The organism is Paenibacillus gorillae, assembly GCF_000513275.1.
GTDB classification, from domain to species: domain Bacteria; phylum Bacillota; class Bacilli; order Paenibacillales; family Paenibacillaceae; genus Pristimantibacillus; species Pristimantibacillus gorillae.
In genome coordinates, this window is record NZ_CBVJ010000029.1 from 1 (window position 1) to 23,400 (window position 23,400).

A 23,400-nucleotide genomic window follows, 5' to 3' on the forward strand; every position below is an offset into this window, starting at 1 on the left:
GGTATTTCCGTCCAGGATCGTTCGAGAATCCCGGGCCATGTCCGGATACTTGGTATAATCAGCCGCTCGCAGGACGATGGAAGAAGCACTGTTTTTATGAACCAACCGGAGAAGAATGTGAGAACATCTATAATACGTACTAATGAAAAGTTGATCCTTGAGAGCCGCGTAAAGCGCGGCATTTTTTTGATTTTGAGTCGAAAAAAGTTATTGCTACGGTTATACATAGAGCATTGAAAGACTTGATCCTTACTGCTGGATGATGTATATTGTTTTTACATTGACATTACAGCAGGTCAAAAAAAGGAGGAGCCATGTCACCACGCACGAAAGAACAAAATGATGCAATCCGGGAGATGCGGATGAGCCAAATTATGCAAGCGGCTGCGGAAGTATACTTAGAGAAAGGCATTCAATTGGAGATCCGTGATGTTGCGGTCCAGGCAGAGCTTGGCTACGGAACCGTGTATCATTACTATAAAAATAAGCAAATGCTCTTGGAGGATTTACTGTGGGATGCCTTGAATCAGGCCGAAACCGCAGTAATACCCGCTTTAACGGGAGACGACGGAAGTAGCAGTATGTTTAAAGCGGAGTCGTTCTCAAGGCTGCTCTTGCATAAGTGCATTCAGGAGCCTTCCGTATTTATTTTGCTAAAAACAGTTGCCGATAACTTTCATCACTTCCCGGGGAACCGGTTCAGCAAGCTGTATGGCGAATTTCAGGAACGAATCTATTTGCCCTTAGTGGAAATGATTCGTCAGGAGATTGGTTCCAAGTCACCGGAGAAAACTGCAAATCTGATATTTGGTTCGCTAGTGGGCTGCACAACATTAAATATCCACCACAATATGCGGAATGAGATCGATGCGGATGGAATCGTCGATATGATTTTTTCAGGCATACAGGCAAGGGAGAGATGAATGGAATGATCATCTTGAAATCGAGAACAGAAATTGAGGAAATGAGAAAAGCCGGCGGAATTGTCGCTGCTTTTCATCGATCAATTGCAGGTATGATCCGGCCGGGTGTCACGACGCTTGATATCGAGTCGTTCGCGGTGCGGTTCCTGAAGGAGAATAAGGCCAAGGCTTATACCGTTGGCTACAACGGCTATCCGTTTGCGACATGTGCGTCGGTCAACGATGTCATTGCGCATGGTTTCCCGAACGATAAGCCGCTCCAAGATGGTGATATCGTCACAATTGACATCGTTGCGCAGGCAGATGGCTGGGTTGGTGATTCGGCATGGACCTATACGGTTGGCGAAGTGTCGGAAGAAGCCCATAAACTGATGCGGGTTACGAAAGAAAGCTTATATCTGGGTATCGAAAAAGCTATCGTCGGCAACCGGATCGGCGATGTGATGCACGCAGTTCAATCTCATGCCGAGCAGAACGGATTCTCGGTGGTGCGTGATCTGCTTGGTCATGGCGTCGGAAGAGAGATGCACGAGGAGCCTAATTACCCCCATATGGGGATTCCGGGCAAAGGATTCCGCTTGAAGGAAGGGATGGTTCTGACGATCGAGCCGATGCTGAATGCGGGAAAAGCGACAATGACAATTGATGAAGATGGATGGACCGCCAGAACCGAAGACGGCTCGCTTTCCGCACAATATGAGCATACGATCGCCATTACGGCAGACGGCCCAATTATATTAACTGAACAATAGAGGTATTTGTGAGGTTTTATTAAAAATAAGCAAGTTCTCTATCAACAAACAAAGCTGCTCCCGGAGTTGCTTTGTTTTTTTGTGGGAGCTATTGCATAAATGTTTATCGGATCTTTAGAATCATTCCTTATACTATATTCCTTGAAGGGGGAGTACGCCCTTCTTTACAATGAGAAACGTTATCAATTATAATGAGTCCTAACTATTACGAGGAAGTGGGACGTTGGGATGAAGTCAAACCAGCTTGTTTGGAGCTATTCGCACATTAATTTGCATGATATTCGCCGTTTTGTCCGGTATAAAGGAGAGGCGGCCTTGACCTACCATCTACCATCAAACTGCTTTATGTACGTGGTTAAAGGAAAAGCTGCTGTAAGCTTGGGCGATATCCGCCAAAACGTCAAAAGCTTAATCGTCTTACATGGAGTTAAGGGAAGTGTCATGCAAATTGACCGCGTCGAAAATACGTTCGAATATTACTTGATCTATTATGGTGCAGAACTGCCTGAACTGATCCGGCGCCGATTGCTGCCCGTGAATGTGCGCAGCGGAGCCTATCATCATTGTTATAGCATTGAACCGGTTTCTTCGGCTGACTTGCTCCATCAGGTGAGGGAGATGCACGAGGCTTGGGAAGGCCAACGAAGAGACAAGCTTCAGAAAATTCGCGTCAAATCGCTGCTTTATCAGTTCGTTTATGAGGTGCTTCATCAAGCGAACACAAAAGGTGCGCTCATTGTTCGCAACGATATCGTTGCCCAAGCAATTCACTATATGAATGCTCATTATGCGAAACCAATCACGCTGGAACAATTGGCTGAAAGCCTGAATTGCAGCACACGTCATCTAACGAGATTGTTTAAGAATAGCACTGGCAGCAGTCCGATTGAATATATCATCGATATCCGGATTACGAAAGCGAAGGAACTGCTTGTAAGCACAGACGCTACACTGCAGGAAATTGCTGAAAGCATCGGACAGCCGGACAGTTATTATTTCAGCAGAATGTTCAAAAAACGTCTTGGGGTATCGCCGCTGCAGTATCGCAAGGAGAAGCATAGAGATTCTAAGCGTCCTTATATGTCATCCCGTTTGGCTCGATATGACATTGGAGGTCCCGCTTCGTCCATATACAATAGTGATAAAGATTATCATTATTATTCAGGTGGAGGAGAAGGAAATTCTATGATGTATCGCAGTAATAAATTGGCAGTAACGATGCTGCTTTGTCTGACTCTAGTGTTAAGCGCATGTTCGGCGACCGGCAACAGCGGTTCAGGTACAACAGCAGGGGGAAATTCGACGCCGGCCCTTACACAGCAAAACGGAACTGGACAAGCTGGAACGGTAGAATCGTCAACACCACAACAATATGCGGCTTCTATTGAAACGAAGTTCGGAACAGTAGAAATCACGCAGCAGCCGCAGCGGATCGTCGCGCTTGGCTGGGGGGATGCGGAAACGGTTCTAAGCCTGGGATACGAGCCTGTCGGAGCTAGCGACTGGGTGGCATTCGGCGGGGACGGAATTGGTCCTTGGCTGGAGGGCAGTTACAAGAATTCACCTACTTTAATCGGAACACTAGAGCCGGATTACGAGCTGATTGCAAGTCTTAAGCCAGACCTGATTTTCGATGTGAAATCGTCTGGTGACGAGGAAAGATACAAGCGTTTGTCGGAAATCGCTACAACGGTGGGCATTCCGGCAGGGGCAGACCGATACAAAACCTCATCTGAGGACCAGCTGCGCATTATTGCAAAAGCGTTAAACAAGGAAGCAGAGGGAGAAGCGCTTCTCAAGCAGGTCAATGACAGATTCGCCAAAGCAGTAAGCGAGCATCCGGAGTTTGCGGGCAAGACTGCGGTTGTCGGCTCTTATCAATCGAGCGGCTTCGGTGCTTATGTAACGGGAAGCACTCGTATTGACTTTGTTACCCGTCTCGGTTTTGTGGTCAAGCCAGAGATCGAGAAGATGGAAAATACGAACTTCGCCATTAAAGTTGCGGATGAGCGGCTGGAGTTGCTAGATGCAGATTTGACGGTAATCGTGCCTATCGGCGTTGAACCGAATATAGTGAGAGAGCATCCCTTGTTTCAAAAGGTTCCTTCCGTAGCAGAAGGCAGGGCGCTCGTATTGGATCGCGAATCCTCCCGTGCATTTTCTACAGGCAGCATCAAGGCTTTGCTTTGGACAATCGATCATCTGGTGCCACAATTTGCGGAAATGCTGGATGGTAAGGAGTAATCCGTCGTGACATCAGCATCAAGGAATGAACTTAGTGAAGATAAGGCACCAGCTCGAATACTCGGAACACTGGCTGGCAGAACAACAGGATTGCTTGTTCTGCTAGTCCTTCTTGCGGTCGCAGTAGTCCTCAGCTTACTAGTTGGAGCTAAGGCGCTTGCTCCGTCAGTCGTCTGGTCGGCACTAACCGCCCCGGACGGCAGTTATGACCATACAGCCGTCCTGCTAACACGATTGCCGCGAACTGTTCTAGCATTGACAGTGGGGTTGGCGCTCGGATTGTCGGGCGCGCTTATCCAAGCTTTTACGCGAAATCCGCTCGCCGATTCTGGTATATTGGGTGTCAATGCGGGAGCCGCTTTTGCTGTAGCGATTGGTGTAGGCGTCTTCTCCGTATCGTCCATTTCCGGTTATATGTGGTATGCCTTCGGAGGCGCATTGCTTGCCTCGATTGCCGTTTACTTGATAAGCGGAGGGGCAGGGAGAATTGCGCCTAATCCTTTGCAGATTACGCTGGCGGGAGTTGCGCTCGGAGCGGTGTTGAGCGGAATCACTACCGTTCTGCGGATGATTAATAGCGAAGCCTTTTCGAAAATGCTGTATTGGAGCGTTGGATCGCTGGCAAGAAGGAGCCTTGCAGAGCTGTGGCCCGTCTTGCCATTTATTTTGCTAGGTACGCTGATTGCGCTGGTCATTGCGCCAACGCTTAACGCCGTTGCTTTGGGCGATGAACGTGCGGCTTCCATGGGTGTAAATATTAATCGAACGAGAATCCTCTCGCTGATAGCTGTAGCCTTTCTAGCAGGAGGGGCGACAGCGGTCGCTGGCCCAATCGGCTTTGTTGGCTTAATGGTTCCGCATTGCGTACGCTGGATCGTGGGACCGGATCAACGTTGGATTTTTATCTATTCACTAGCAGCAGCTCCACTGCTATTGCTAGCTTCTGATATTGTTGGCAGGGTGGTGATGCCGCCATCAGAAATTCCAGTAGGTATCATCACTGCATTTATCGGTGCTCCTGTACTGATTGTGCTCATTCGAAGAAAACAAGCAAGCGGCCTATAACTGAGGGAATGGCAAGCAAGGGGGATGAAGAGATGCAGCCCATTCAGTTCGGCCGGCGTGAGATTGTATTGACCTGGCCTGTAAAATGCAGGGTGGGAGTTAGAGCCGCGGCGATAACTTTAGTCATGCTGGGAGGCGTACTTGTTCTTGCCGCAATGTCGCTGGTTTACGGCACGATGCAAGTCAGACTTATTGACGCTGTGGGTGCCATATTTGGACAAGCGGAAGGGATGACTCGAACGGTTGTAGTGGAGTGGCGGCTTTCAAGAGTGGTTGCCGCCATCGTCTTTGGAGCAGGCCTTGGCGTAAGCGGAGCGATCTTCCAATCGTTGACCAAGAATCCGCTGGGTTCGCCTGATATCATCGGTTTTAGCTCAGGTGCCTACACGGGAGCGCTGCTGGTGCTGCTCGGTACAGGCGCCGTTTCCTTTGCAATGGTTGCAACCGGCGCCATTGCTGGCGGTCTTGCAACCGCCGTTATTGTTTATGCGCTTGCGTTTCGCGGCGGTTCGAAGGGCTTCCGGCTCATTATTGCCGGGATTGCCTTATCCGCTATGCTGAGCAGTCTGAATGCGATGCTGCTGCTGCGCAGCGATTCGGATGCGGCATTTTCAGCTGCAGCTTGGGGCATCGGCTCACTTAACGGTGTAAGCTGGTTGCATGTGGCGCCTGCTTCTATCGTTACACTAGTGCTGCTGCTGCTTTCCGGACTTCAAACAAGAGCGCTTCGTGAAATAGAGCTTGGAGATGATGCTGCGAAGGCGCATGGCGTATCTATTGAAAGATCACGTTTCTTGCTCATCGCGACAGCAGTAGTGCTGACTGCAGTACCGACGTCTGTGATGGGGCCGGTTACCTTTGTCGCATTGGCGGCTCCCCAAATCGCCCGCAGATTGGCCGGTTCGTCACGCAGCTTAATTCCAGCCGCAGTAATGGGCGCTTTATTGCTGCTAGCGTCCGATTTTCTAGCTCAACGGGCTGTTAAAGGAACGATTTTACCAGTTGGAGTGGTCACCTTGTCTCTGGGCGGCGTCTATTTGGTATGGCTGTTGTTCTCACAGGCAAGAAAAAGACAACACGATTAACATTGCAATAGGAGTGGAGGTTGCAGACCGAGATGATAAATACTGAGTGTCAAGACGAACGCCACCAGAAAGGGCATATGCATTTACCGAATTCACCTCTATGGGCCCATCATCTGACTGTCAGCTATGATAAACGGAAAATTATACAAGAGCTGTCGGTGCAGATTCCGCATAATTCCTTTACGGTTATTATCGGTCCCAACGCATGCGGGAAGTCTACGTTGTTACGCGCGTTGTCTGGTCTGCTGAAGCCGGAGCTTGGACATATTGTTCTGGATGGCAAGGCACTAGCAGCCAGCAAAAGCAAAGAGATTGCCCGCAAGCTGGGATTGCTTCCGCAGTCTGCAATTGCACCCGAGGGCATTACAGCAGCGGATCTTGTAGCACGCGGACGATATCCGCATCAAAGCCTGTTTCGGCAGTGGTCGGAGACGGATGAGCAGATTGTCGCAAATGCGATGGAGGCGACGGGGACCAGAGAGCTGTCGCATCGTTTGGTTGAAGAGCTGTCGGGCGGGCAGCGGCAGCGGGTATGGGTTGCTATGGCGCTGGCACAGCAGACGCCTCTCCTGCTTCTCGACGAACCGACCACCTATCTTGATATTGCTCACCAAATCGAATTGATGGAGCTTTTTGCGGAGTTGAACAAACAGGGGAATACGCTTGTCGCTGTGCTGCATGATTTGAACCACGCAGCGCGTTATGCTACTCATCTTATTGCTATGAAGGATGGCCATATTGTTGCACAAGGCCGTCCCGGCGATATTGTGACGGAGCAGCTGGTCGAAGAGGTATTTGATCTGCCTTGCAAAATTATTGAAGACCCCGTTACGAAAACCCCTCTAATTGTTCCAATCGGCAAGCGCAACTCACAATAGGTTCTGTGATTGGTTGATTAGGTTAGCGGGAAGTAATCGTTTAATATATCGTCACAGCAGCCCATGAGTAATTGGCTGCTGTTGTTATTGAAGCACTTTTTAATAAGATTAGTATTAAAAAAGAAAAACGACGGCTGCCGGTCAGAAAGACCGATTGTCGTCGTTTTTAAATATTCCCGATAATATTCTGCACATTGTTAATCATTCCGGTCCATACGGTTATCGGCCTATCCGGATAAGTGAAGGCTACGTCAATATAGTCGCCTAAAGACCTGCATGGCTCTCCATAGCTCGGATCGGCGTTTGGATCAAACGAGGTTGCAGAAAGCCGAGTATTGACCGCAAAGGTAGCTCCTGCATCTCCGGAAGTCGTACCATAAACATCAAGCAAGCTGGAATTTACGCGATTCGTATAATAAACGATTTGGATCAGACCGGTTACACGGGATACCGAGATATTCGGATAAAAGTTTTGCGTCCCGGGAGGGCTGTCATCAACTTGAATCGGTGCGGACCATGTATTACCTTGATTGGTCGATCTGGATAGATAGATATGGGAAGATCCCGTTCGGTAATCCTGCCAGACGGCATATACGATGCCTTGACCTAAATTTGGCGACAAATCCACGGCAAGAAATGCGCTCGTTAGCACACGGAAACCAAATCCGGTCACTGGAAGCGGACTAGGTACTAAAGAAATATTGGATACGGCCACGGTCGAATTGAACGTAGCTCCACCATCATCTGAGCGGCGAAAGAGGAATTGCGGGTTGCCAGGACTGTACTGTGCCCAAGCTATATATACCTGACCGGTTGGTCCAACTACGACATTGGAACCGAATGTAGCAGTACCGACCATCTGATTGGAGAGCAGAATTGGAGTCGACCACGTTTGTCCGCCGTCCATTGATCGTTGGTAGTAGGAACCTGAGGTGGCAAAATTATCATAATAGCGGTTAAAGCCCATATGGACGAAGCCTTGATAGGGACTGCCATTGGAATTATCGATTTCAATCCACGGCTTATCATTATAGATTTGTACACCATAGCCTTCACAAGTGATGATGGGATTCGAAAAAGTTACTCCATTGTCGTTTGAGGTATAAACCGCAATCGATGAATCCATAACTGGATTCAGATTCAGCTGTGTGGAAGCAATGATGAACTTATTGCGGTATCCATAAGAACCAACAGCATTGCCTTGCGTCGTAAAGCCCGGTGCCAGCGCAAGCGTGAAGGCGGAGGGGTAGGTGAATCCCCCGTCTTGGGAGACATAAACATTAATTCGTGAAGTGCCTGTAGCAATGCTGCTGGAAGTTACAATGACCGTCAAATTGTTCAGTGTGTTTACGGTGATGGACGGCTCCTGCTGAGACAACGTATCGTTCGTAACCGGAATATTGGTCATGCAGACTCTCTCCTATCTATCCCAATATTTGACCCGTTAAATTTACAGGACCCGAAATCGCAACATTGCCAAGGCCAAAATAGGAAACCGTCAAATAATAAGGTACGGCAACTCCTATCAATGTGGGATCTGGCGTCTGCGTATGAATAAACGAAGTATTAAATGAGGTTTGAATAATAAAGCCCAGGTTTCCGGGAAACAGCTCGGAATCGGTGGTCTCGAATAAAATTGGATTCGAGGGGCTAAAACCATTTTGGCGAATACGGAAAGTCAATTGAGGAGTGACGGCTTGGTTCAATAGCTGCACGCTCCAGCCGATATTGCCCCAAAAGGTCATTTGATTAGTCGAGCTGCTGGCAGTGAGCCAAATGGAAGTCAAATGGATTTCGACGCCTTGGGTCAATCCAAGTGGAAGAGATCCTCCGCCTGCCTGAACATCCTGCGTTGAATATTGCAAAATAGTAGGCATTTCTTAGTTCCTCGCTTTCGTAATAGAAATGTGAGATATAGGTTACTGTACGTTTACCCGAGTATCATGCCTGACAAATTTACCGGGCCTATAACGGCTGCACTTCCGATTCCGTTATTTTGGACGGTCAAGAAATATTGCTGAAAGGTGCCGACGATGGAAGGAATGGGATTCTCCGAATGATCAAACGAGCTATTAAAGTTGATCGGCATAATAAACTGATTGAAATCCGGCAGGTATTGAGCATCATTCGTCTGGAATACGATCGGCGAGCTTGTAGTGGATCCTCCGCGGCGAATGCGGAAAATCAGGCTAGGAATAACGGTTTGATTTAATAACTGTGTCTCCCAGCCGACCGTAGCGGAGAATAAAATGTTAACATTAATACTCGGAATATTGAGAAAGATTGAGGTTAATGCAACTTCAGTGCCGGTAGGCAAATTTAAAGGAAGGGATCCGGTGCCGATCGCAATCTCTTCGTATTCAAAATCAAGGATATTGAGCATTTAATGCAGCTCCTTCGTGATAAAATATTGCTGGTTTAACGTTTATATGCGTTAATTAGCCTAAGACAAACCCGGTTAAATTAACAGGACCGACGATAGTGGCATTGCCTACTCCGATATTTTGAACCGTCAGAAAATATTGCTGGGCAACACCGATAACGGACATTGGAGGAAGCTCCGTATGATTAAAAGCCGTCGTGATTCCGATGTTGGCACTAATGGCTGTATTCCCGATTAAAAGTGCAGAATCCGACGTTTGAAACACAATCGGGGAGTTTGTCCCAAATCCTCCACGGCGAATGCGGAAAATCAGTTCCGGCGCAATGGTCGAAGTACCCACAAGCGCTTGCCATCCTACCGTGGAATACATAAAGATATACTGGTTTATCCCGGTCACTCCAAGCCATATTTCGGTTAACGGCAGCTCGGGTTGTCCGGCATTTACCGCTAGCGGCAGCGAGCCTCCGCCAATCGGCACCTCTTCAAATTCGAAATCCAGAATGTTAAGCATGTAAAACCATCTCCTTATTTAAACCTTACTTGAATAAGCGAATCCAAAAAATCCTTCCCAGCGTGATTACAGCATGTCCAACTGGATGGATCAGCTTTCTATGAATTTTATAAAAACGCTCTTAATCACAGTATTCAATGCGAGATTAATAGAAACGTACAAATGCCCTAATTCTTCTAAATAAATTTGCAATAACTAAAGAAGCTTTCGGACCATAGCATCGGCCGAAAGCTTCTTTGTTATTGTTATACCAGCAGTCCATCTCTTTTTGGCTTTTTATTTAATTAGCGGCGCTTGAATTAATGTCGAGAATTTAAATGGATGAACATGACCGTCGTTAAAGGTTGGATGTCGAAGAATATCCAGGCAGAACCGTTCAAGCTGAAGATAATGGTCATAGATCAGAGGGAGCAGTCAAGCAAGCAGAGCTATTCCCTGGAATGAACCGACGTCCATTGCGTGCTGCAGCTGGAGCGAATGTCACTCAAATGCATTATGCAAGAAATCGGGTCATAACCCCTGAAATGGTGTACATCGAGTTAAGAGAAAACGTAACTCCAGAATTTGTGCGTAACGAAGTGGCTGCCGGGCGAGCCATAATTCCATCCAACATCAATCACTGTGAAAGTGAACCGATGATTATCGGACGAAATTTCTTTGTGAAAATCAATGCCAATATCGGAAGTTTCGCCGTAGCATCATCTATCGACGAAGAAGTAGAAAAGATGAGATGGGCAACACGTTGGGGAGCGGATACCATTATGGATCTGTCCACGGGTAAAAATATTCATTAGACACGGGAATGGATTATCCGCAATTCTCCCGTACCAATCGGTACAGTTCCTTTGTATCAAGCACTGGAAAAGGTGGGCGGCAAAGCAGAGAAACTGAATTTGGAGGTTCATAATTTGTTCAAAATAAGTTCTGCGATGCTGCAGTGTCTCCGTATGGAACTCTCTTTACATCGAAGTATCGATCTGCTAGTATAACTAATTGTTAACCTATTATTTTAAAATATAGGTTAACAATTAAAAATGGATGGTGATCATAATGCTAACAGACTACGAACGACTTGCTGGCCTAAATAAAGATTACTTATGGAATCCTTTTACTCAGATGAAAGACTACATAGACCCGCTTATCATTGAACGCGGTGAGGGAATACAACTCTTTGATGTACAAGGCCGCGCTTATTATGACGGTTTTTCTTCTGTTTGGCTTAACGTACACGGTCACAATGTGCCGGAATTAAATCAGGCGATCACAGATCAGTTAGGTCGAGTTGCGCATTCAACCCTGCTCGGAATGGCCAATAGACCAGCAATTGAGCTTGCGGAAAAGCTGGCGGGAATTACACCGAAAGGTTTAAACAAAGTCTTTTACTCTGATTCCGGAGCGACAGGAGTGGAGATTGCGATTAAAATGGCCTTTCAATATTGGCAGAATAAGGGGGTCAAGAGCAAAAGCACTTTCATCACAATGAATCAGGCGTACCACGGCGATACAATCGGGGCAGTCAGCGTGGGTGCGATACCACTCTACCACGAAGTGTTCCGTCCTATGCTATTCCCATCTCACGTTATTCCTTATCCCTACGCTTATCGTCATGAAGGTGGCGAGAAGATGGCACTCGATGCAACATTAACCGCTCTTCGACATCTTCTCGAGACACGTGCGGAGGAGATCGCAGCACTTATCGTGGAGCCGATTGTTCAAGGTGCCGGCGGCATCATTATCATGCCACCAAACTGTTTGAGAGAGATGGCTGCATTATGCCGAAAGCATGATGTCCTCTTGATAGCTGATGAGGTAGCAACCGGTTTTGGTCGGACGGGTGCTATGTTTGCCTGCGATCTGGAAGAGGTCAGTCCGGATTTGATGGTAATTGGAAAAGGACTTACCGGAGGCTATTTGCCTGTGGCAGCGACGCTTGCTACGGATGAAATCTATCAAGCATTTTATGCCGATTACGAAGAACAAAAAACTTTTTTCCATGGGCATTCCTATACGGGAAACCCGCTTGGTTGTGCAGTTGCATTGGCTAGCTTAAAGCTGATGGAAGAACGAAAGATGATTGAAAAGGTAGAAGCAAAGGCAGCGTTTGTCGAACATAAACTCGCGAAGTTAAAGGATCGGCCTCATGTTGGCGATATCCGGCAAAAGGGACTAATGGTCGGCATCGAACTCGTGCGAAATAAGATTTCACGCGAGCCCTACGAATGGGTAGAACGGATAGGTGTTCGTGCGACTCAGCGGGCAAGGGAACTCGGGATGTTAACAAGGCCTCTTGGTAATGTGATGGTATTCATTCCTCCCCTTTCCAGCTCGGAAACCGAGCTGGATGCTATGACGGATATTTTGGCGCAATCTATTATTGACGTTACCGAAGGTGGTTGAGTTAAATGAGCAAAGCGATTGATAAAACGATCATACCTGGTTTATTTATAACTGGTACAGACACTGGCGTCGGAAAAACAATAGTAACGGCCGCCATTGCCGCTGCGCTTCGTGCCGAAGGGATGGATGTCGGTGTCTGGAAGCCCGTGCAATCAGGTGAGACGATGGGCCGCGGGATGACCGATGCTGAAAGATTGTTGTCTCTTACGGGAATCCAGGAACGACCTGAAGTTGTTGCCCCTTTTACTTTCGAAGCTCCTTTAACTCCGATGCTCGCTGCCAAACAATCTGGAGTAACGTTAACAGTAAGGGAGATTATCTCTGCAGGATCACCGCTTGTTGATCATTACCAGGCGCTAATCGTCGAAGGCGCTGGCGGTGTCGCGGTACCGTTGACCGAAGAGGCTTTCGTGGCAGACTTCATTGCGGAACTCCGTATACCTGCATTGATCGTAGCTCGCTCCGGTCTTGGTACGATTAACCATACAATTCTAACCGTCTCCTATCTTGAGCGAATCGGAGTCCCAATCATTGGCGTTATTATGAATGACATAGAACATACAGAATCGAATGACGACCCTAGTATCGCTATGAACGCAGAGCTCATTGAACGCTACAGTGGACTTAAGGTCCTTGGTCGATTACCCCGATTACCCCGTTTGCATACTGGATTTAACTCAGAAACGTTACTAGAGACATTTCGAGCAGCAATTAATCTCGCGCCTATTAGAGATGCAATAACAGTTCAAACCATGGGAGGATGATTACGTTGGACATCAAAATTGCAAATATGAAGTGTCGATCGATCATCAAATCATCGAGAATTTTGGATTCGAACAGGCGGTGACATTATGAAATGGATGGAAGAAGAACTCAAATTATTGTCAGCAATGTCGTTGGAGCGTTCTTTGCATCAAAGCGAAATCGACCGGGAATCTCCTGGATACACGATGCGCAGCGGACGTGCACTACTTAATCTTTCTTCCAATAATTATCTTGGTCTCGCAGACAATCCCGCTATCATCGAGGTGATGAGGGAAGCTCTGCTGTCCGAAGGTGTCGGTTCAGGAGCTTCACGTCTAGTAACAGGCAACCGGACGCCCTATGGCCGGCTGGAACAAGCTCTGGCAGAGTGGCAACGATGTGAAGCTGGACTTGTAATTGCGAACGGTTATATGGCTAACTCCGGAGTAATTGGAGCGCTTGTTGGCCGCGGAGATGTCGCTTTTTAGTGATCGTTTGAACCATGCAAGCATCGTAGACGGGGTGGTTCTCAGTCGTGCGGAGCACGTTCGGTACCGTCATAATGATATGGAACATTTGCGGACACTGTTGAAAAAATACCGCGATCGAAGGCGAAAGCTAATTGTTACGGATGCCGTTTTTTCCATGGATGGTGACAAAGCTCACTTGCGCGAACTCGTTGCTCTAAAACAAGAGTTTGGAGCGATGCTGATGGTGGACGAAGCGCACAGCGGGGGGATTTACGGAAGATGCGGTGAGGGATTGAGCTATGATCTTGGATTGCAGGATCAAGTCGATATTCATATGGGGACATTCAGTAAATCATTCGGCGTTTATGGCGCTTATATTTGTGGCAGCCGTACATTGATTCGATGGTTAGTTAATCATGCTAGACCGCTTATATATTCGACTGCTTTGCCGCCGTCTATTGTAACCGGGATATCAAAGGCATTAGAGTTGGTCATTTCGGATCACTGGCGCCGGGAAAGGTTGCTCGAAGTAAGCCGATTATTTCGTTCTTTGCTAAGCGATTCTGGTTTCATTACCGGTGACGGTGACTCTCCAATCGTACCGTTGATTGTGGGTGATAATGAAACCGCTATGCGATTTAGTCTTGCGCTTGAAGAACAAGGGATTGCAGCGGTTGCGATTCGTCCTCCCTCAGTACCTGATGGTACAGCTCGCATTCGATTTTCGTTATCAGCCGTACATTCGGACAAGGAATTGATCGATGCCGCCTATTATATCCGTACTATCGGACATCAAATTGGGGTGCTGTGATGACTGTATCTGAAAAGAACGGGTCTATCTTATGGTTAACCGGCTGGAGTATAGCAGATTCCGTATTCAATAGGCTTCGCGAGTGGTTGCCAGAATATCATCATGTAACCGTTGACTATAGTCATGCGGATACGCCAGAGCAAATGAAGTCTCTTACTGAGATAGCAGCAGCAAATATACAGCATCCCTTGATAATCGGAGGCTGGTCCCTTGGGAGTTTATTGGCATTGAGACTCGCTGCCAAAGGCTTGGCTGACGGTCTATTGCTATTTGCGGCAACCGCTAGATTTACACGTCCCAAAGATGAGTCTGATCGTGGTTGGGCCGATGCCTATGTGAGGCAGATGTGCACCGGAATCGTGAAAGATCGAGAAGCAGTAGAAACAAAATTTCGACGAATGCTGTTTACAGAAGCGGAACGTGAGATGAGGAAAGATCAGAATCTTCCTCCTCACGGTGCCTGGACGGTCCAGGCATTAATCGCTGGGCTGCAAATCTTACGAGAAGAGGAAGTCCTATCTCAATTGACCCATATTCATTGTCCGGTATTGCTGGTTCATGGCACTGAAGATGAAATATGTCCTTATGGTGCAGCTTTGGAGCTTGCTTCTTTAATGCCTCATGCCAGGCTAGATTCAATACCTAATAGCGGACATGTGCCATTTCTGGGGAGGGAAGAGCAAATTGCAAAAGGATTCAGGAGCTGGTGGCATGAACAATCGAAAAACAGCAATTCAGCGTCAATTTAATCGTAGCGCAGAGGGATTGTATGACATTCACGCCGATGTACAGCGTACAATGGCAGCCCAACTTGCAAAGTGTCTTATAGGTTGGCACAGCAGCGGCAGAAATGCAGACGAGCTGAACATGCTGGAAATTGGCTGTGGTACAGGTAATTTGACTGAACTATTGCTAAACCAATGGCCATATGCTTCGATTACTGCGCTAGATATCGCACCCGCAATGATTAAAGCTGCAGAACAACGGTTTAAGTCCAGTCAATCGGGTAATATAAGTTTTCTTCAGGCCGATGTGGAGATGTGGGCAGCCGCAGCTCCATCTGATTCCGTCGACCTCATTATTTCCAATGCCTGCTTTCAATGGCTAAGTCACCCGAGTCAAACGCTAAGTCACCTGAAGAGGATCCTTCGCAAGGGGGGCTTGCTAGTATTCACGACATTTGGACCAAAAACATTCCACGAGCTCCATCAGGCTTTTACTGATGTTTATTACGCAAATGGAATGGAGCCGCAGCGGCATGGATTATCAGTACTGTCACCAGATCAATGGAAAGACGCTCTTATGGAAGCTGGGTTTTCTACTATCTGCTATCAGCAGGATCTAGTAAAGGAAGCGTACACTTCACCCAGAGAATTTCTTCAATCTATAAAAGCGATGGGCGCAAGCACCTCTGAAGCTATTAAAATAGGCAGACTCAGCTCTCGGCGATTGTTCACTGAAATGTATAAGGTATATGAGGAGAAGTATAGTATTCAGGACGGTGTCGTTGCCACGTATGAGTTGCTTTTGTTTCAAGCGGGATGAACCAAACTTTTAGCCGAAGTATCCGCTGCCGTTGCTTTGATCCGTTATTATTTTCCTATTGTTTCAACTCCTGATATTGACAAATATACCAGGGCCAAATAAAATAAATTCAATCCGCATAGGATGATTTACTCTCGAAAGGGGATGTGCAAAAGCATATGACAAATACAATGACAATTTCAAATACGGTGATTTTACTTTAAAACTGAATATTAGGCGCAAGTCAAAAGTTTAGGGGGACTTCCCCTTTATTAGCTGCGCCGCATTCAAAGTAACCTATTGTGTATACTGCTGTTTGCGGGATGCGATGCAAATCGTGTTCTATTTGTTTGCAGATTTTTCTGACAGATACCGCAAAACAACCAGCTTCCAAAGAGGCTGCTTGTTTTGCGGTATTTTTGCGTCCAAAATTCGTATCTCAACTAAGGAGCGATGTAAAATAATTAATTTGCAAGCATACGGCTATCGAGACAGCCAAACAATTAACGGATTAATTCCAGCAAGGATTATAGAAATCCATCGTGAGCAATACAAGGCAATCTGCGAGCATGGAGAGGTTGCTGCTACCCTCAAAGGCTCGTTTGTCTATGAACTGAAAGAAAGAAACGAATTCCCGGCAGTCGGCGATTTCGTATGGTTGAAATACAATCACAACGGAAGCTCAAGCATCGTCAATGTTATGCCTCGGCAATCAAAATTTTCCAGAACGGATTTTTCCGGACACGCTGCAGGCTATGTCAAAACCGTACTAGAGCAAGTTGTAGCAGCTAATTTCGATTATGTGTTCATCATGTCGTCACTCAATCAGGATTTCAATGTGAACCGTATTGCCCGGTATTTAACGCTAGCTAGACAAAGTGGCGGCCTTCCTGTCATTGTCTTGACCAAAGCCGATTTATGCGAAACCTATGAGGAGAAAGTGGAATTACTGCGAAATATTGCAGGCGATATCGACATTATCGCTTTGAGCAGTTTTACGAAAATGGGTCTTGAACGGCTTAGTGATTTTTTAAAACCCGCAAAGACGATTGTCTTTCTAGGCTCATCTGGGATAGGCAAGTCATCTTTGCTCAACGCATTGGCTGGGCATGAATTGATGGCCGTTAAGGAAATTCGTGAGGATGATGCGAGAGGCCGGCATACAACCACACACAGGCAGCTCGTGAAGCTTCCTTCGGGCGCTCTTATAATTGACACACCTGGTATGCGTGAACTCGGATTGTGGCAGGCAGATGAAGGAATTAGCGCGTCTTTTTCCGTGGTTGAACAACTATTTGCCGGATGCCGGTTTTCTGACTGCAATCATAACCAGGAACCGGGCTGTGCGGTGCAGACTGCGATTAAGAACGGAAGCTTGACACAAGAGAAGTGGAGCAGCTATCTTGCGCAAAAACGTGAATCGGGCTTTGTTGCAAGAAATTCAGGAATGAAGAAAGGAAAGAAGAAAAATGGATAGGAGACATAACATGTTGATGATAAAAGAAGAGTCACTTTTTCAAGCGTTGACTATACTGTTAGGTACGCCCGTCAGCGATGCCTCGTATGAGATGGAGACATTGCAGGGAGGAACGGTTGGGGAAGTACACTTTGTAAGCGGTGAGGCTGTAACAGGAAGTGATCGTCAACCGTATAAGCTTGTTGTGAAAACACAGCGGAAGTGGGAAAGGCATGGCGATCCGAATTGCTGGCGACGGGAACATGATCTATATGACGCAAATGTAATCATTCCCAATCAAATCAAGCTGCCGTGCTGTTTGCTGCTCGAAGAGGAGGCAGACTTGACCCGCATCTGGATGGAATATGTAGAAGGTGTAACAGGCAAGCATCTGGATGCTGAAGATCTGGTACTCACTGCAGAAAGGCTTGGCAGCTTCCAAGCAGATTACCACCTAAGAGGACGGAGGGATCTAAGTTTGCTAAGAGGTTACCCGGCTGTAGGTTCCAGCTTTGACCTTTGGTGGAACAACGTGAAAGAGCCGCTTCGCGACACTATTGAAGGCTTCCCTGATGAATTACGGCAAATTCTTAATGGCTATGCGGAGCAAGCTAATGAGCTGCTTAACTTATTAGAAGCTCTTCCAGTAACTCTGTGTCAGGGAGACGTACACCAAGGTAATATAATTTTACGCAAAGATAGCGGGACCACTTCGGTATATCTCATTGACTGGGACTGCGCTGGATATGGCCGGATGGGAGAGGATGCCATAGACCTCCTTATAGAAGCTTTCGTCTATTCGGACTGGGATGTTTCCATGCTGCCTGGCTTACGACGGGGCATCATGGACAGCTACTGTCAAGGCGCAAAGCTTCAAGGTGTAGATTTTGACTTGGGGGATAAGCTTGTGCGGGATGTTTTTGTCCTTGCATGGGGCTTCCGTATTGTCAGTATCTACTTGTATGGACAGAATGAATGTCCAAAGGAGCGTTATGTACAAATTCTTTATGCCATGCTCACTTAATTTAGAGCAGGACACCGTTTGAATAGTTGATAAATAGATTTGTGAATTATGGAAACATTTACAAGAGAACGTATGTGCGCTAAACTACTATTAACTTGAGTCATTATGTACACGATGTGCTGTTTCTATTTATCAATTCAATTTGCCAGGTGGAGGGTAATATGAATGAATTTATTGAAATAAAAGGTGCTCGGATACACAACCTGAAAGACATCGAAGTACGAATTCCGCGAAATAAACTGACTGTAATTACCGGTGTCTCAGGCAGCGGCAAGTCAAGCTTGGCTTTCGATACTTTATATGAAGAAGGTAAGCGAAGGTACCTCCAATTTTCAGGGGAACCGTATATGTTTGATACGAACCCTAAGTTTGACATGATTTCCGGATTGTCTCCCACTGTTGCGGTTGAACAGCGGATTATCCGCCAATCCAATCCGAGAAGTACAGTCGGCACGCGATCGAAGGTTGGGAATTTATTGGCGATTTTATTTTCCGCATACGGATATCGCGAATCTATGCACGACGATGGTTTGCCGCTTTCTATGGAGTTTTTCCAGAAAAATTCTCCTAAAGGAATGTGCGTGAAATGCTTAGGTACCGGTCGATACCATGAGATTGATGAGGATGCAATTATCAAGCTGGATATCCCGATCAAAAGCATTTTTAATGGTTTTTTGATGAAGCATAGATTCCATAAAACGAATTTTAAAAATGTTTTGCGAACTGCATCAAATAGACGTGAATCATTCAATCGGCACATTATCGGACGAATTATTGCTATTGTTTAAATATGGATGCCGCAAAAGCGGGTTTGTGGGAGCTGTCGTGTTTTTTCATGATATGCAGAAGCATGTGACAAGCAAGCACATCCGGCACAATAGTATGGATAAAGAAATCGACTTATGGGGGATCAAAGCCGCTCATGTAATATGCCCCAAATGCAAAGGCTCAGGTCTTGGTGCACAAGCCATTCACACTACACTCTCAGGCAAAACGATTACAGAGCTTGAGAATATGTACATAGACGAACTATTAGACTTTTTCATCAATCACAGGGACGCATTGCCTGGTAAAAACCTCATTGGCGAGATCATCATAAAGCTGCAGTGTATGATAGATGTCGGTTTGCACCATCTCGCTCTTTCTCGTCAAGTGCCTACTCTCTCAGGCGGCGAAATTCAGCGGCTTTTCCTCGCATCGTTTATAATCGCAGAAATGGATTCGATCATATTTATTTTTGACGAGCCAACAATTGGGCTTCACGAGGCGGAAAAAGAATCGCTGATCAACATCATACAAAACCTTGTCAAACGCGGAAATACCGTTGTGGCCGTGGAGCATGACGAAAACTTTATGCTTGCCGCCGATTATATTATAGACCTTGGTCCCGATGCCGGTATTTATGGAGGAGAGCGAATTTTCCAAGGCAGTCTACAGGAGTTTAAATTATGTAATACCTCTAGAACCGCACCTTATCTCACTGGCACAAACATAGTTAGATTCAAAAATAGCTATAAACTGGTTGATAACCAGAAATTGCTGACAATCGCGCATGCGAATCTGCATAATTTGCGAGATGTTACCGTTTCGATACCCCTTGGATTAATGGTGGGTATTGCGGGAGTGTCAGGCAGCGGGAAATCCAGCTTGATTCACGATACGTTGGTACCTAAGCTGAAGCAATTATTGAAGAACAAACTCGTGCATGAAGTTGATGACGATGATATTTCACTTATGATGAATGAAGCTTCCGTAACCGGGACTGCACTTATTAAGAAATGTATCGTAGTGGATCAAAAGCCTATCGGGCGAAGTAAAACTTCTTGTCCGGCTACTTATACAGGGATTACAGATCGTGTCCGTGTGATGTTTGCCAAAAAGCCTGAAGCGATTGAGAACGGCTATGGAGCCGGGCTGTTTACGGTGAACTCTGAAGGCGGATGCAGAACCTGCAAAGGAGAAGGTTTTAAGAGCTATTATATCGGATTCGGGAACTCGATCGAAGTGGAATGTGATATGTGCAGTGGAACAGGCTATGTCGAAGAAGCATTGAGCGTAACGATCGATGGGAAGAACATCAAAGACATCATGGCCATGAGTGTAACGGAAGCCGCAGAATTTTTTGGGCGCAATGAATCTGAGGCATATGACAAATCGATATCTGACATTCTTGCCACACTTATACGCGTCGGAATGGGCTACATTACGCTCGGGCAAAAGACTCCGACGATTTCTGGCGGCGAAGCACAACGTATCAAGCTTGCAAAAGAACTCTGCAAACAAACCGGAAGCGGCAATGTATATATTCTAGATGAACCGACAACGGGTCTTTCCTTATACGATACGGACCGCTTGATTGAGCTGATGCAGCAGCTTGTTGATGCCGGGAATACGATTATCGTTACGGAGCATGATCCAGCTGTTTTGGCAAACTGCGATTATATGATCGAAATGGGTCCTGGCGGCGGCAGCGACGGTGGATATGTGCTTGCACGAGGCACTCCGAAGGAGTTAACGTCAAACAAAAATTCGATTATTGGGAAATATCTGAAGCGGGTGCAAATATGAGCGTTGAATGGGTGATTGCTACTCCTGAAAATGAAGGAATGGACAGCAGCATTTTAAATCAAGTTGATGATTATATCAAGCAAAAACGATATCGTCTTGTAAACAGCGTGTTGGTAGTGAAAAACGGAAAGATTGTTTTTGAACGATATTACAATAAGTACAACGAGAATAGCAGAAACAGTATTAAATCCATTTGGAAAAGCATTCTTTCCATTGCAACAGGAATATGCCTCGACAAGGGGATTATCAAAAGCTTGGATGAACCAATAGGGAGCTATTTGCGGGAATTTACGCTGAATATTCATCCATACCATAAGCTCATTACGATTCGCCATTTACTTACCATGTCATCCGGCATTTATTGGAATGGCGGGATTCATTATCATTGTCCGATGATGGTTCAAATGATGAGAACGAATGATTGGATATCGCATATTGCAGATATCGATATGAACAGTGTACCCGGCATGCAATTTCAGTACAAGGAATGGGACGTCATGCTTCTATCTGCAGTGATTGGCAGAGCTTGTGGAAGTACTGCATTTGACATCACAAAAGAATTTTTGTATCAGCCCCTCCATATTTCAAGCGGGAGATGGCCTCAAAGTCCTTGCGGCTTTTCCTATACGGTCATGAAAGGCGAGGAGGAGTCCGATTTATCTGCAAGGGATCTTGCCAAACTAGGGATGTTGTTTCTTAATCATGGCAAGTACAACGAAAGGCAGATTGTTTCTTTGGAGTATGTAAAGCAAGCTATTAACTCTTCGTATACTCATGCTTCGATTGGTTCATCATCAAGTGACGATAACGCATACGGGTATCTATGGTGGCTTTTTCCTAACGGATATGGATGCAGAGGGTTCGGGGGGCAGGAGATAACTGTAGTTCCAGATAAAAATTTTGTATCAATTATCCAAGCTACACCAACGCCTTCGAGTAAATCTTATGGAGATATATATGAAAATATATTGAGAAGGGCTATATTGTAAAATTATTGAGAGCCGGCAGCGGGCAAGTAGATGCATAGGGTGGAAACACCTGATGCAGGCTTCTGCTTTAATGTGGACGGCGGACTTGGTTGCATTCCAAAAAACGCCGTCTGCAAGTATGGTCATTTAACCATACTTGCAGGCGGCGTTTTTCTATTTTCCCGTTGAATGCAGGAGACATATTAAGGTCTAGCGGGAGGGAGAGTGATTAATGACTTGTGACAAGATGCCAATGCCGTGCCTGATCTGATCTTCAGTAAGGTTAGCATAGCCGAGCATGAATGTAGGACGAACTGGCTTCTGCAGGGCAAAGTATTCTGAGGCCGGATAGATTTGTATGCCTCCAGCCAGGCTCACACGCTGGATATGTTGAGCATCAAGAGCAGTGTCCAATTCGTGTGGAGCGTAAAGTATTCCGTGTTATGGCGGACAGCACTTATGAGGAGCGAACAGTGTGGCTAACAAAGACAGAAAGCATGGTGCTGCAACATTTCGCATAGCCTGTTTTTGTAGTTCAATATTACTATTTTATTCCTGTTGCTCTGAGCCTGAATCTGTTATTATATAGCAAATAACGGAAAGGCGAGGAACTTGTGCATGGCGACTAAAGTAAGTTTCTTTTTATCTTTTATAATTTCAATTGCAATCGCATTCATTTGCGGCGTGTATTTTTCGGATGAAGTAAAATCTAAATTCAATCTCACGAACGATAAAACATTAGCTTATGATCGGAATGAATCGGCACCAGTCGTAACTGGGCAAAAAGCGGCCTCAGATAATGAGCAAAAGGCGAATACTGTAGAAGAACCACCGATTGAAGAGGTCGAAGAAAAGATAGAGACTTCTGGTGACGCGAATCAAAGCGGCAACGAAGAGTCTATTGACGAGCCCGAAGTGAACCGAGTGACAGCAGAAGATCGTTTCAGTGAGCCAAATGCATTCAAATATGCCATTAATTCCGCGAATGGTATCACGCTGACGTGGCAAGTAAATAATTTGACAGGAAAAACGATCAATTACTATAACGTCAAACTCAGTACATTTAATCCTGTAGGCGATCCTTCGTATGACGAACACTCTGGAAAAAATACTTTTAAGCTTCGTATTGTTGGACCAATTGAGCCTGATGATAATCTACTTGTATTCAACCGCTTCACGTATCAAGGGGCCTTGGAATCGATCCGAATCGATGAGGTTGAACTGGAATATGCGGACGGCACTAAAGAAACTGTCGTCTACGATCGTACGACTTCAGACAGTAGCGGGCTCAACGCTAGATAAAGAGAAACAATGTGGAACAACACAAAAGCAGCCGATCAGAAGATCAGCTGCTTTTGTTATTTTATTGCTGTGATATGATTATACTTGTGAAAATAAATAGAAATGAGTGGTAGCATGAGTAACCGAAAAAAGTCAGTATAAGCGGTTTAAAGAGCTGCATCATTTATCTCGCACGTTAATTTTGCCAAATGCCTGGGATGTAAGCAGCGCACGAGTTTTTGAAGCCGCTGGTTTTGAAGCGATCGGTACAACAAGTGCTGGAATTTCTGCTTCGCTTGGTTATAAGGATGGGGAA

At 46.1% G+C, this 23,400-nt stretch carries 23 protein-coding genes and 2 pseudogenes; 21 read left to right on the forward strand and 4 right to left on the reverse strand.

What is annotated here, in order from left to right; genetic code table 11:
- The 7 genes and pseudogenes from TY10_RS31295 to TY10_RS05480 all read left to right on the forward strand — a co-directional run.
- Positions 1–143 (forward strand): annotated as a pseudogene (locus TY10_RS31295) (cell wall hydrolase); the annotation flags it as partial.
- Between the two features lie 171 nt (positions 144–314).
- Positions 315–923, forward strand: a complete 609-nt coding sequence (locus TY10_RS05455) for a TetR/AcrR family transcriptional regulator (protein WP_042161404.1) — start codon at positions 315–317, stop codon at positions 921–923.
- Positions 924–928: 5 nt separating this feature from the next.
- Positions 929–1,675 carry a type I methionyl aminopeptidase gene (map, locus tag TY10_RS05460; RefSeq protein WP_042161406.1) on the forward strand — a complete coding sequence of 249 codons (747 nt, stop codon included), beginning with the start codon at positions 929–931 and terminating at the stop codon, positions 1,673–1,675.
- A gap of 315 nt (positions 1,676–1,990) precedes the next feature.
- Positions 1,991–3,919: an AraC family transcriptional regulator gene (locus TY10_RS29650; RefSeq protein WP_162160573.1), complete on the forward strand. Its 1,929-nt coding sequence runs from the start codon at positions 1,991–1,993 to the stop codon at positions 3,917–3,919.
- 6 nt (positions 3,920–3,925) lie between these two features.
- A complete protein-coding gene (locus TY10_RS05470; protein ID WP_081735128.1) occupies positions 3,926–4,984 on the forward strand; it encodes a FecCD family ABC transporter permease in 1,059 nt (352 codons plus the stop codon).
- A 32-nt stretch (positions 4,985–5,016) separates the two neighbouring features.
- Positions 5,017–6,069, forward strand: a complete 1,053-nt coding sequence (locus TY10_RS05475) for a FecCD family ABC transporter permease (protein WP_042161408.1) — start codon at positions 5,017–5,019, stop codon at positions 6,067–6,069.
- 77 nt (positions 6,070–6,146) lie between these two features.
- The gene (locus TY10_RS05480) at positions 6,147–6,947 is read left to right on the forward strand and encodes an ABC transporter ATP-binding protein (RefSeq protein WP_042161441.1); all 801 of its coding nucleotides are present in this window, start codon (positions 6,147–6,149) and stop codon (positions 6,945–6,947) included.
- A 166-nt stretch (positions 6,948–7,113) separates the two neighbouring features.
- Here TY10_RS05480 and TY10_RS05485 read toward each other — a convergent pair whose 3' ends face one another.
- From TY10_RS05485 to TY10_RS05500, 4 genes are read right to left on the reverse strand one after another with little or no spacing between them, the layout of a single operon-like run.
- Positions 7,114–8,355, reverse strand: a complete 1,242-nt coding sequence (locus TY10_RS05485; RefSeq protein WP_042161410.1) for a sialidase family protein — start codon at positions 8,353–8,355, stop codon at positions 7,114–7,116.
- 16 nt (positions 8,356–8,371) lie between these two features.
- Positions 8,372–8,824 (reverse strand): hypothetical protein, encoded by a 453-nt coding sequence (locus tag TY10_RS05490; protein WP_042161412.1) that lies wholly within the window; start codon positions 8,822–8,824, stop codon positions 8,372–8,374.
- A gap of 53 nt (positions 8,825–8,877) precedes the next feature.
- Positions 8,878–9,330 carry a hypothetical protein gene (locus tag TY10_RS05495; protein ID WP_042161413.1) on the reverse strand — a complete coding sequence of 151 codons (453 nt, stop codon included), beginning with the start codon at positions 9,328–9,330 and terminating at the stop codon, positions 8,878–8,880.
- A 55-nt stretch (positions 9,331–9,385) separates the two neighbouring features.
- Positions 9,386–9,841, reverse strand: coding sequence for a hypothetical protein (locus TY10_RS05500; RefSeq protein WP_042161415.1), 456 nt, complete (start codon positions 9,839–9,841; stop codon positions 9,386–9,388).
- 341 nt (positions 9,842–10,182) lie between these two features.
- Between TY10_RS05500 and TY10_RS29655 the strand changes: the two are divergent.
- From TY10_RS29655 to TY10_RS29660, 14 genes and pseudogenes are all read left to right on the forward strand, one after another.
- A pseudogene (locus TY10_RS29655) lies at positions 10,183–10,830 on the forward strand (phosphomethylpyrimidine synthase ThiC); the annotation flags it as partial.
- A 61-nt stretch (positions 10,831–10,891) separates the two neighbouring features.
- The gene (gene bioA / locus TY10_RS05510) at positions 10,892–12,238 is read left to right on the forward strand and encodes an adenosylmethionine--8-amino-7-oxononanoate transaminase (RefSeq protein WP_042161419.1); all 1,347 of its coding nucleotides are present in this window, start codon (positions 10,892–10,894) and stop codon (positions 12,236–12,238) included.
- Between the two features lie 5 nt (positions 12,239–12,243).
- On the forward strand, positions 12,244–13,002 hold the full coding sequence (gene bioD, locus TY10_RS05515) for a dethiobiotin synthase (protein WP_042161423.1): 759 nt from the start codon (positions 12,244–12,246) through the stop codon (positions 13,000–13,002).
- A gap of 87 nt (positions 13,003–13,089) precedes the next feature.
- A complete protein-coding gene (locus tag TY10_RS32200) occupies positions 13,090–13,470 on the forward strand; it encodes an aminotransferase class I/II-fold pyridoxal phosphate-dependent enzyme (RefSeq protein ID WP_337588332.1) in 381 nt (126 codons plus the stop codon).
- Positions 13,457–14,263 carry an aminotransferase class I/II-fold pyridoxal phosphate-dependent enzyme gene (locus tag TY10_RS05520; protein WP_337588333.1) on the forward strand — a complete coding sequence of 269 codons (807 nt, stop codon included), beginning with the start codon at positions 13,457–13,459 and terminating at the stop codon, positions 14,261–14,263. The genes TY10_RS32200 and TY10_RS05520 overlap by 14 nt, the downstream gene beginning before the upstream one ends.
- The gene (locus tag TY10_RS05525) at positions 14,263–15,012 is read left to right on the forward strand and encodes an alpha/beta fold hydrolase (RefSeq protein ID WP_042161426.1); all 750 of its coding nucleotides are present in this window, start codon (positions 14,263–14,265) and stop codon (positions 15,010–15,012) included. Before TY10_RS05520 ends, TY10_RS05525 begins: the two co-directional genes overlap by 1 nt.
- Positions 14,975–15,808, forward strand: coding sequence for a malonyl-ACP O-methyltransferase BioC (gene bioC / locus TY10_RS05530; RefSeq protein WP_042161428.1), 834 nt, complete (start codon positions 14,975–14,977; stop codon positions 15,806–15,808). The genes TY10_RS05525 and bioC overlap by 38 nt, the downstream gene beginning before the upstream one ends.
- A gap of 316 nt (positions 15,809–16,124) precedes the next feature.
- A complete protein-coding gene (rsgA, locus tag TY10_RS05535; protein ID WP_162160575.1) occupies positions 16,125–17,264 on the forward strand; it encodes a ribosome small subunit-dependent GTPase A in 1,140 nt (379 codons plus the stop codon).
- 10 nt (positions 17,265–17,274) lie between these two features.
- Entirely contained in the window at positions 17,275–18,267 is a 993-nt protein-coding gene (locus tag TY10_RS05540; RefSeq protein ID WP_042161430.1) for an aminoglycoside phosphotransferase family protein, read from the forward strand.
- 161 nt (positions 18,268–18,428) lie between these two features.
- A complete protein-coding gene (locus TY10_RS30970) occupies positions 18,429–19,055 on the forward strand; it encodes a P-loop NTPase family protein (protein ID WP_202903154.1) in 627 nt (208 codons plus the stop codon).
- Positions 19,056–19,092: 37 nt separating this feature from the next.
- Positions 19,093–20,835 (forward strand): ATP-binding cassette domain-containing protein, encoded by a 1,743-nt coding sequence (locus TY10_RS05545; RefSeq protein WP_202903155.1) that lies wholly within the window; start codon positions 19,093–19,095, stop codon positions 20,833–20,835.
- Complete coding sequence (locus tag TY10_RS05550) at positions 20,832–21,824, forward strand: serine hydrolase domain-containing protein (RefSeq protein WP_042161432.1); 993 nt, start codon at positions 20,832–20,834, stop codon at positions 21,822–21,824. Before TY10_RS05545 ends, TY10_RS05550 begins: the two co-directional genes overlap by 4 nt.
- A 597-nt stretch (positions 21,825–22,421) precedes the next feature.
- On the forward strand, positions 22,422–23,105 hold the full coding sequence (locus tag TY10_RS05555; protein WP_042161434.1) for a hypothetical protein: 684 nt from the start codon (positions 22,422–22,424) through the stop codon (positions 23,103–23,105).
- A gap of 154 nt (positions 23,106–23,259) precedes the next feature.
- The coding region (locus TY10_RS29660) for an isocitrate lyase/phosphoenolpyruvate mutase family protein (protein WP_202903156.1) at positions 23,260–23,400 on the forward strand (141 nt) is incomplete at its 3' end.

Bases quoted from the DNA above. Each gene is read 5' to 3' on its own strand.
- TY10_RS05455 (WP_042161404.1), top strand. From the start codon at position 315: ATGTCACCACGCACGAAAGAACAAAATGATGCAATCCGGGAGATGCGG.
- map (WP_042161406.1), top strand. From the start codon at position 929: ATGATCATCTTGAAATCGAGAACAGAAATTGAGGAAATGAGAAAAGCC.
- TY10_RS05475 (WP_042161408.1), top strand. From the start codon at position 5,017: ATGCAGCCCATTCAGTTCGGCCGGCGTGAGATTGTATTGACCTGGCCT.
- TY10_RS05480 (WP_042161441.1), top strand. From the start codon at position 6,147: ATGCATTTACCGAATTCACCTCTATGGGCCCATCATCTGACTGTCAGC.
- TY10_RS05485 (WP_042161410.1), bottom strand. From the start codon at position 8,355: ATGACCAATATTCCGGTTACGAACGATACGTTGTCTCAGCAGGAGCCG.
- TY10_RS05490 (WP_042161412.1), bottom strand. From the start codon at position 8,824: ATGCCTACTATTTTGCAATATTCAACGCAGGATGTTCAGGCAGGCGGA.
- TY10_RS05495 (WP_042161413.1), bottom strand. From the start codon at position 9,330: ATGCTCAATATCCTTGATTTTGAATACGAAGAGATTGCGATCGGCACC.
- TY10_RS05500 (WP_042161415.1), bottom strand. From the start codon at position 9,841: ATGCTTAACATTCTGGATTTCGAATTTGAAGAGGTGCCGATTGGCGGA.
- bioA (WP_042161419.1), top strand. From the start codon at position 10,892: ATGCTAACAGACTACGAACGACTTGCTGGCCTAAATAAAGATTACTTA.
- bioD (WP_042161423.1), top strand. From the start codon at position 12,244: ATGAGCAAAGCGATTGATAAAACGATCATACCTGGTTTATTTATAACT.
- TY10_RS32200 (WP_337588332.1), top strand. From the start codon at position 13,090: ATGAAATGGATGGAAGAAGAACTCAAATTATTGTCAGCAATGTCGTTG.
- TY10_RS05520 (WP_337588333.1), top strand. From the start codon at position 13,457: ATGTCGCTTTTTAGTGATCGTTTGAACCATGCAAGCATCGTAGACGGG.
- TY10_RS05525 (WP_042161426.1), top strand. From the start codon at position 14,263: ATGACTGTATCTGAAAAGAACGGGTCTATCTTATGGTTAACCGGCTGG.
- bioC (WP_042161428.1), top strand. From the start codon at position 14,975: ATGAACAATCGAAAAACAGCAATTCAGCGTCAATTTAATCGTAGCGCA.
- TY10_RS05540 (WP_042161430.1), top strand. From the start codon at position 17,275: ATGTTGATGATAAAAGAAGAGTCACTTTTTCAAGCGTTGACTATACTG.
- TY10_RS30970 (WP_202903154.1), top strand. From the start codon at position 18,429: ATGAATGAATTTATTGAAATAAAAGGTGCTCGGATACACAACCTGAAA.
- TY10_RS05550 (WP_042161432.1), top strand. From the start codon at position 20,832: ATGAGCGTTGAATGGGTGATTGCTACTCCTGAAAATGAAGGAATGGAC.
- TY10_RS05555 (WP_042161434.1), top strand. From the start codon at position 22,422: ATGGCGACTAAAGTAAGTTTCTTTTTATCTTTTATAATTTCAATTGCA.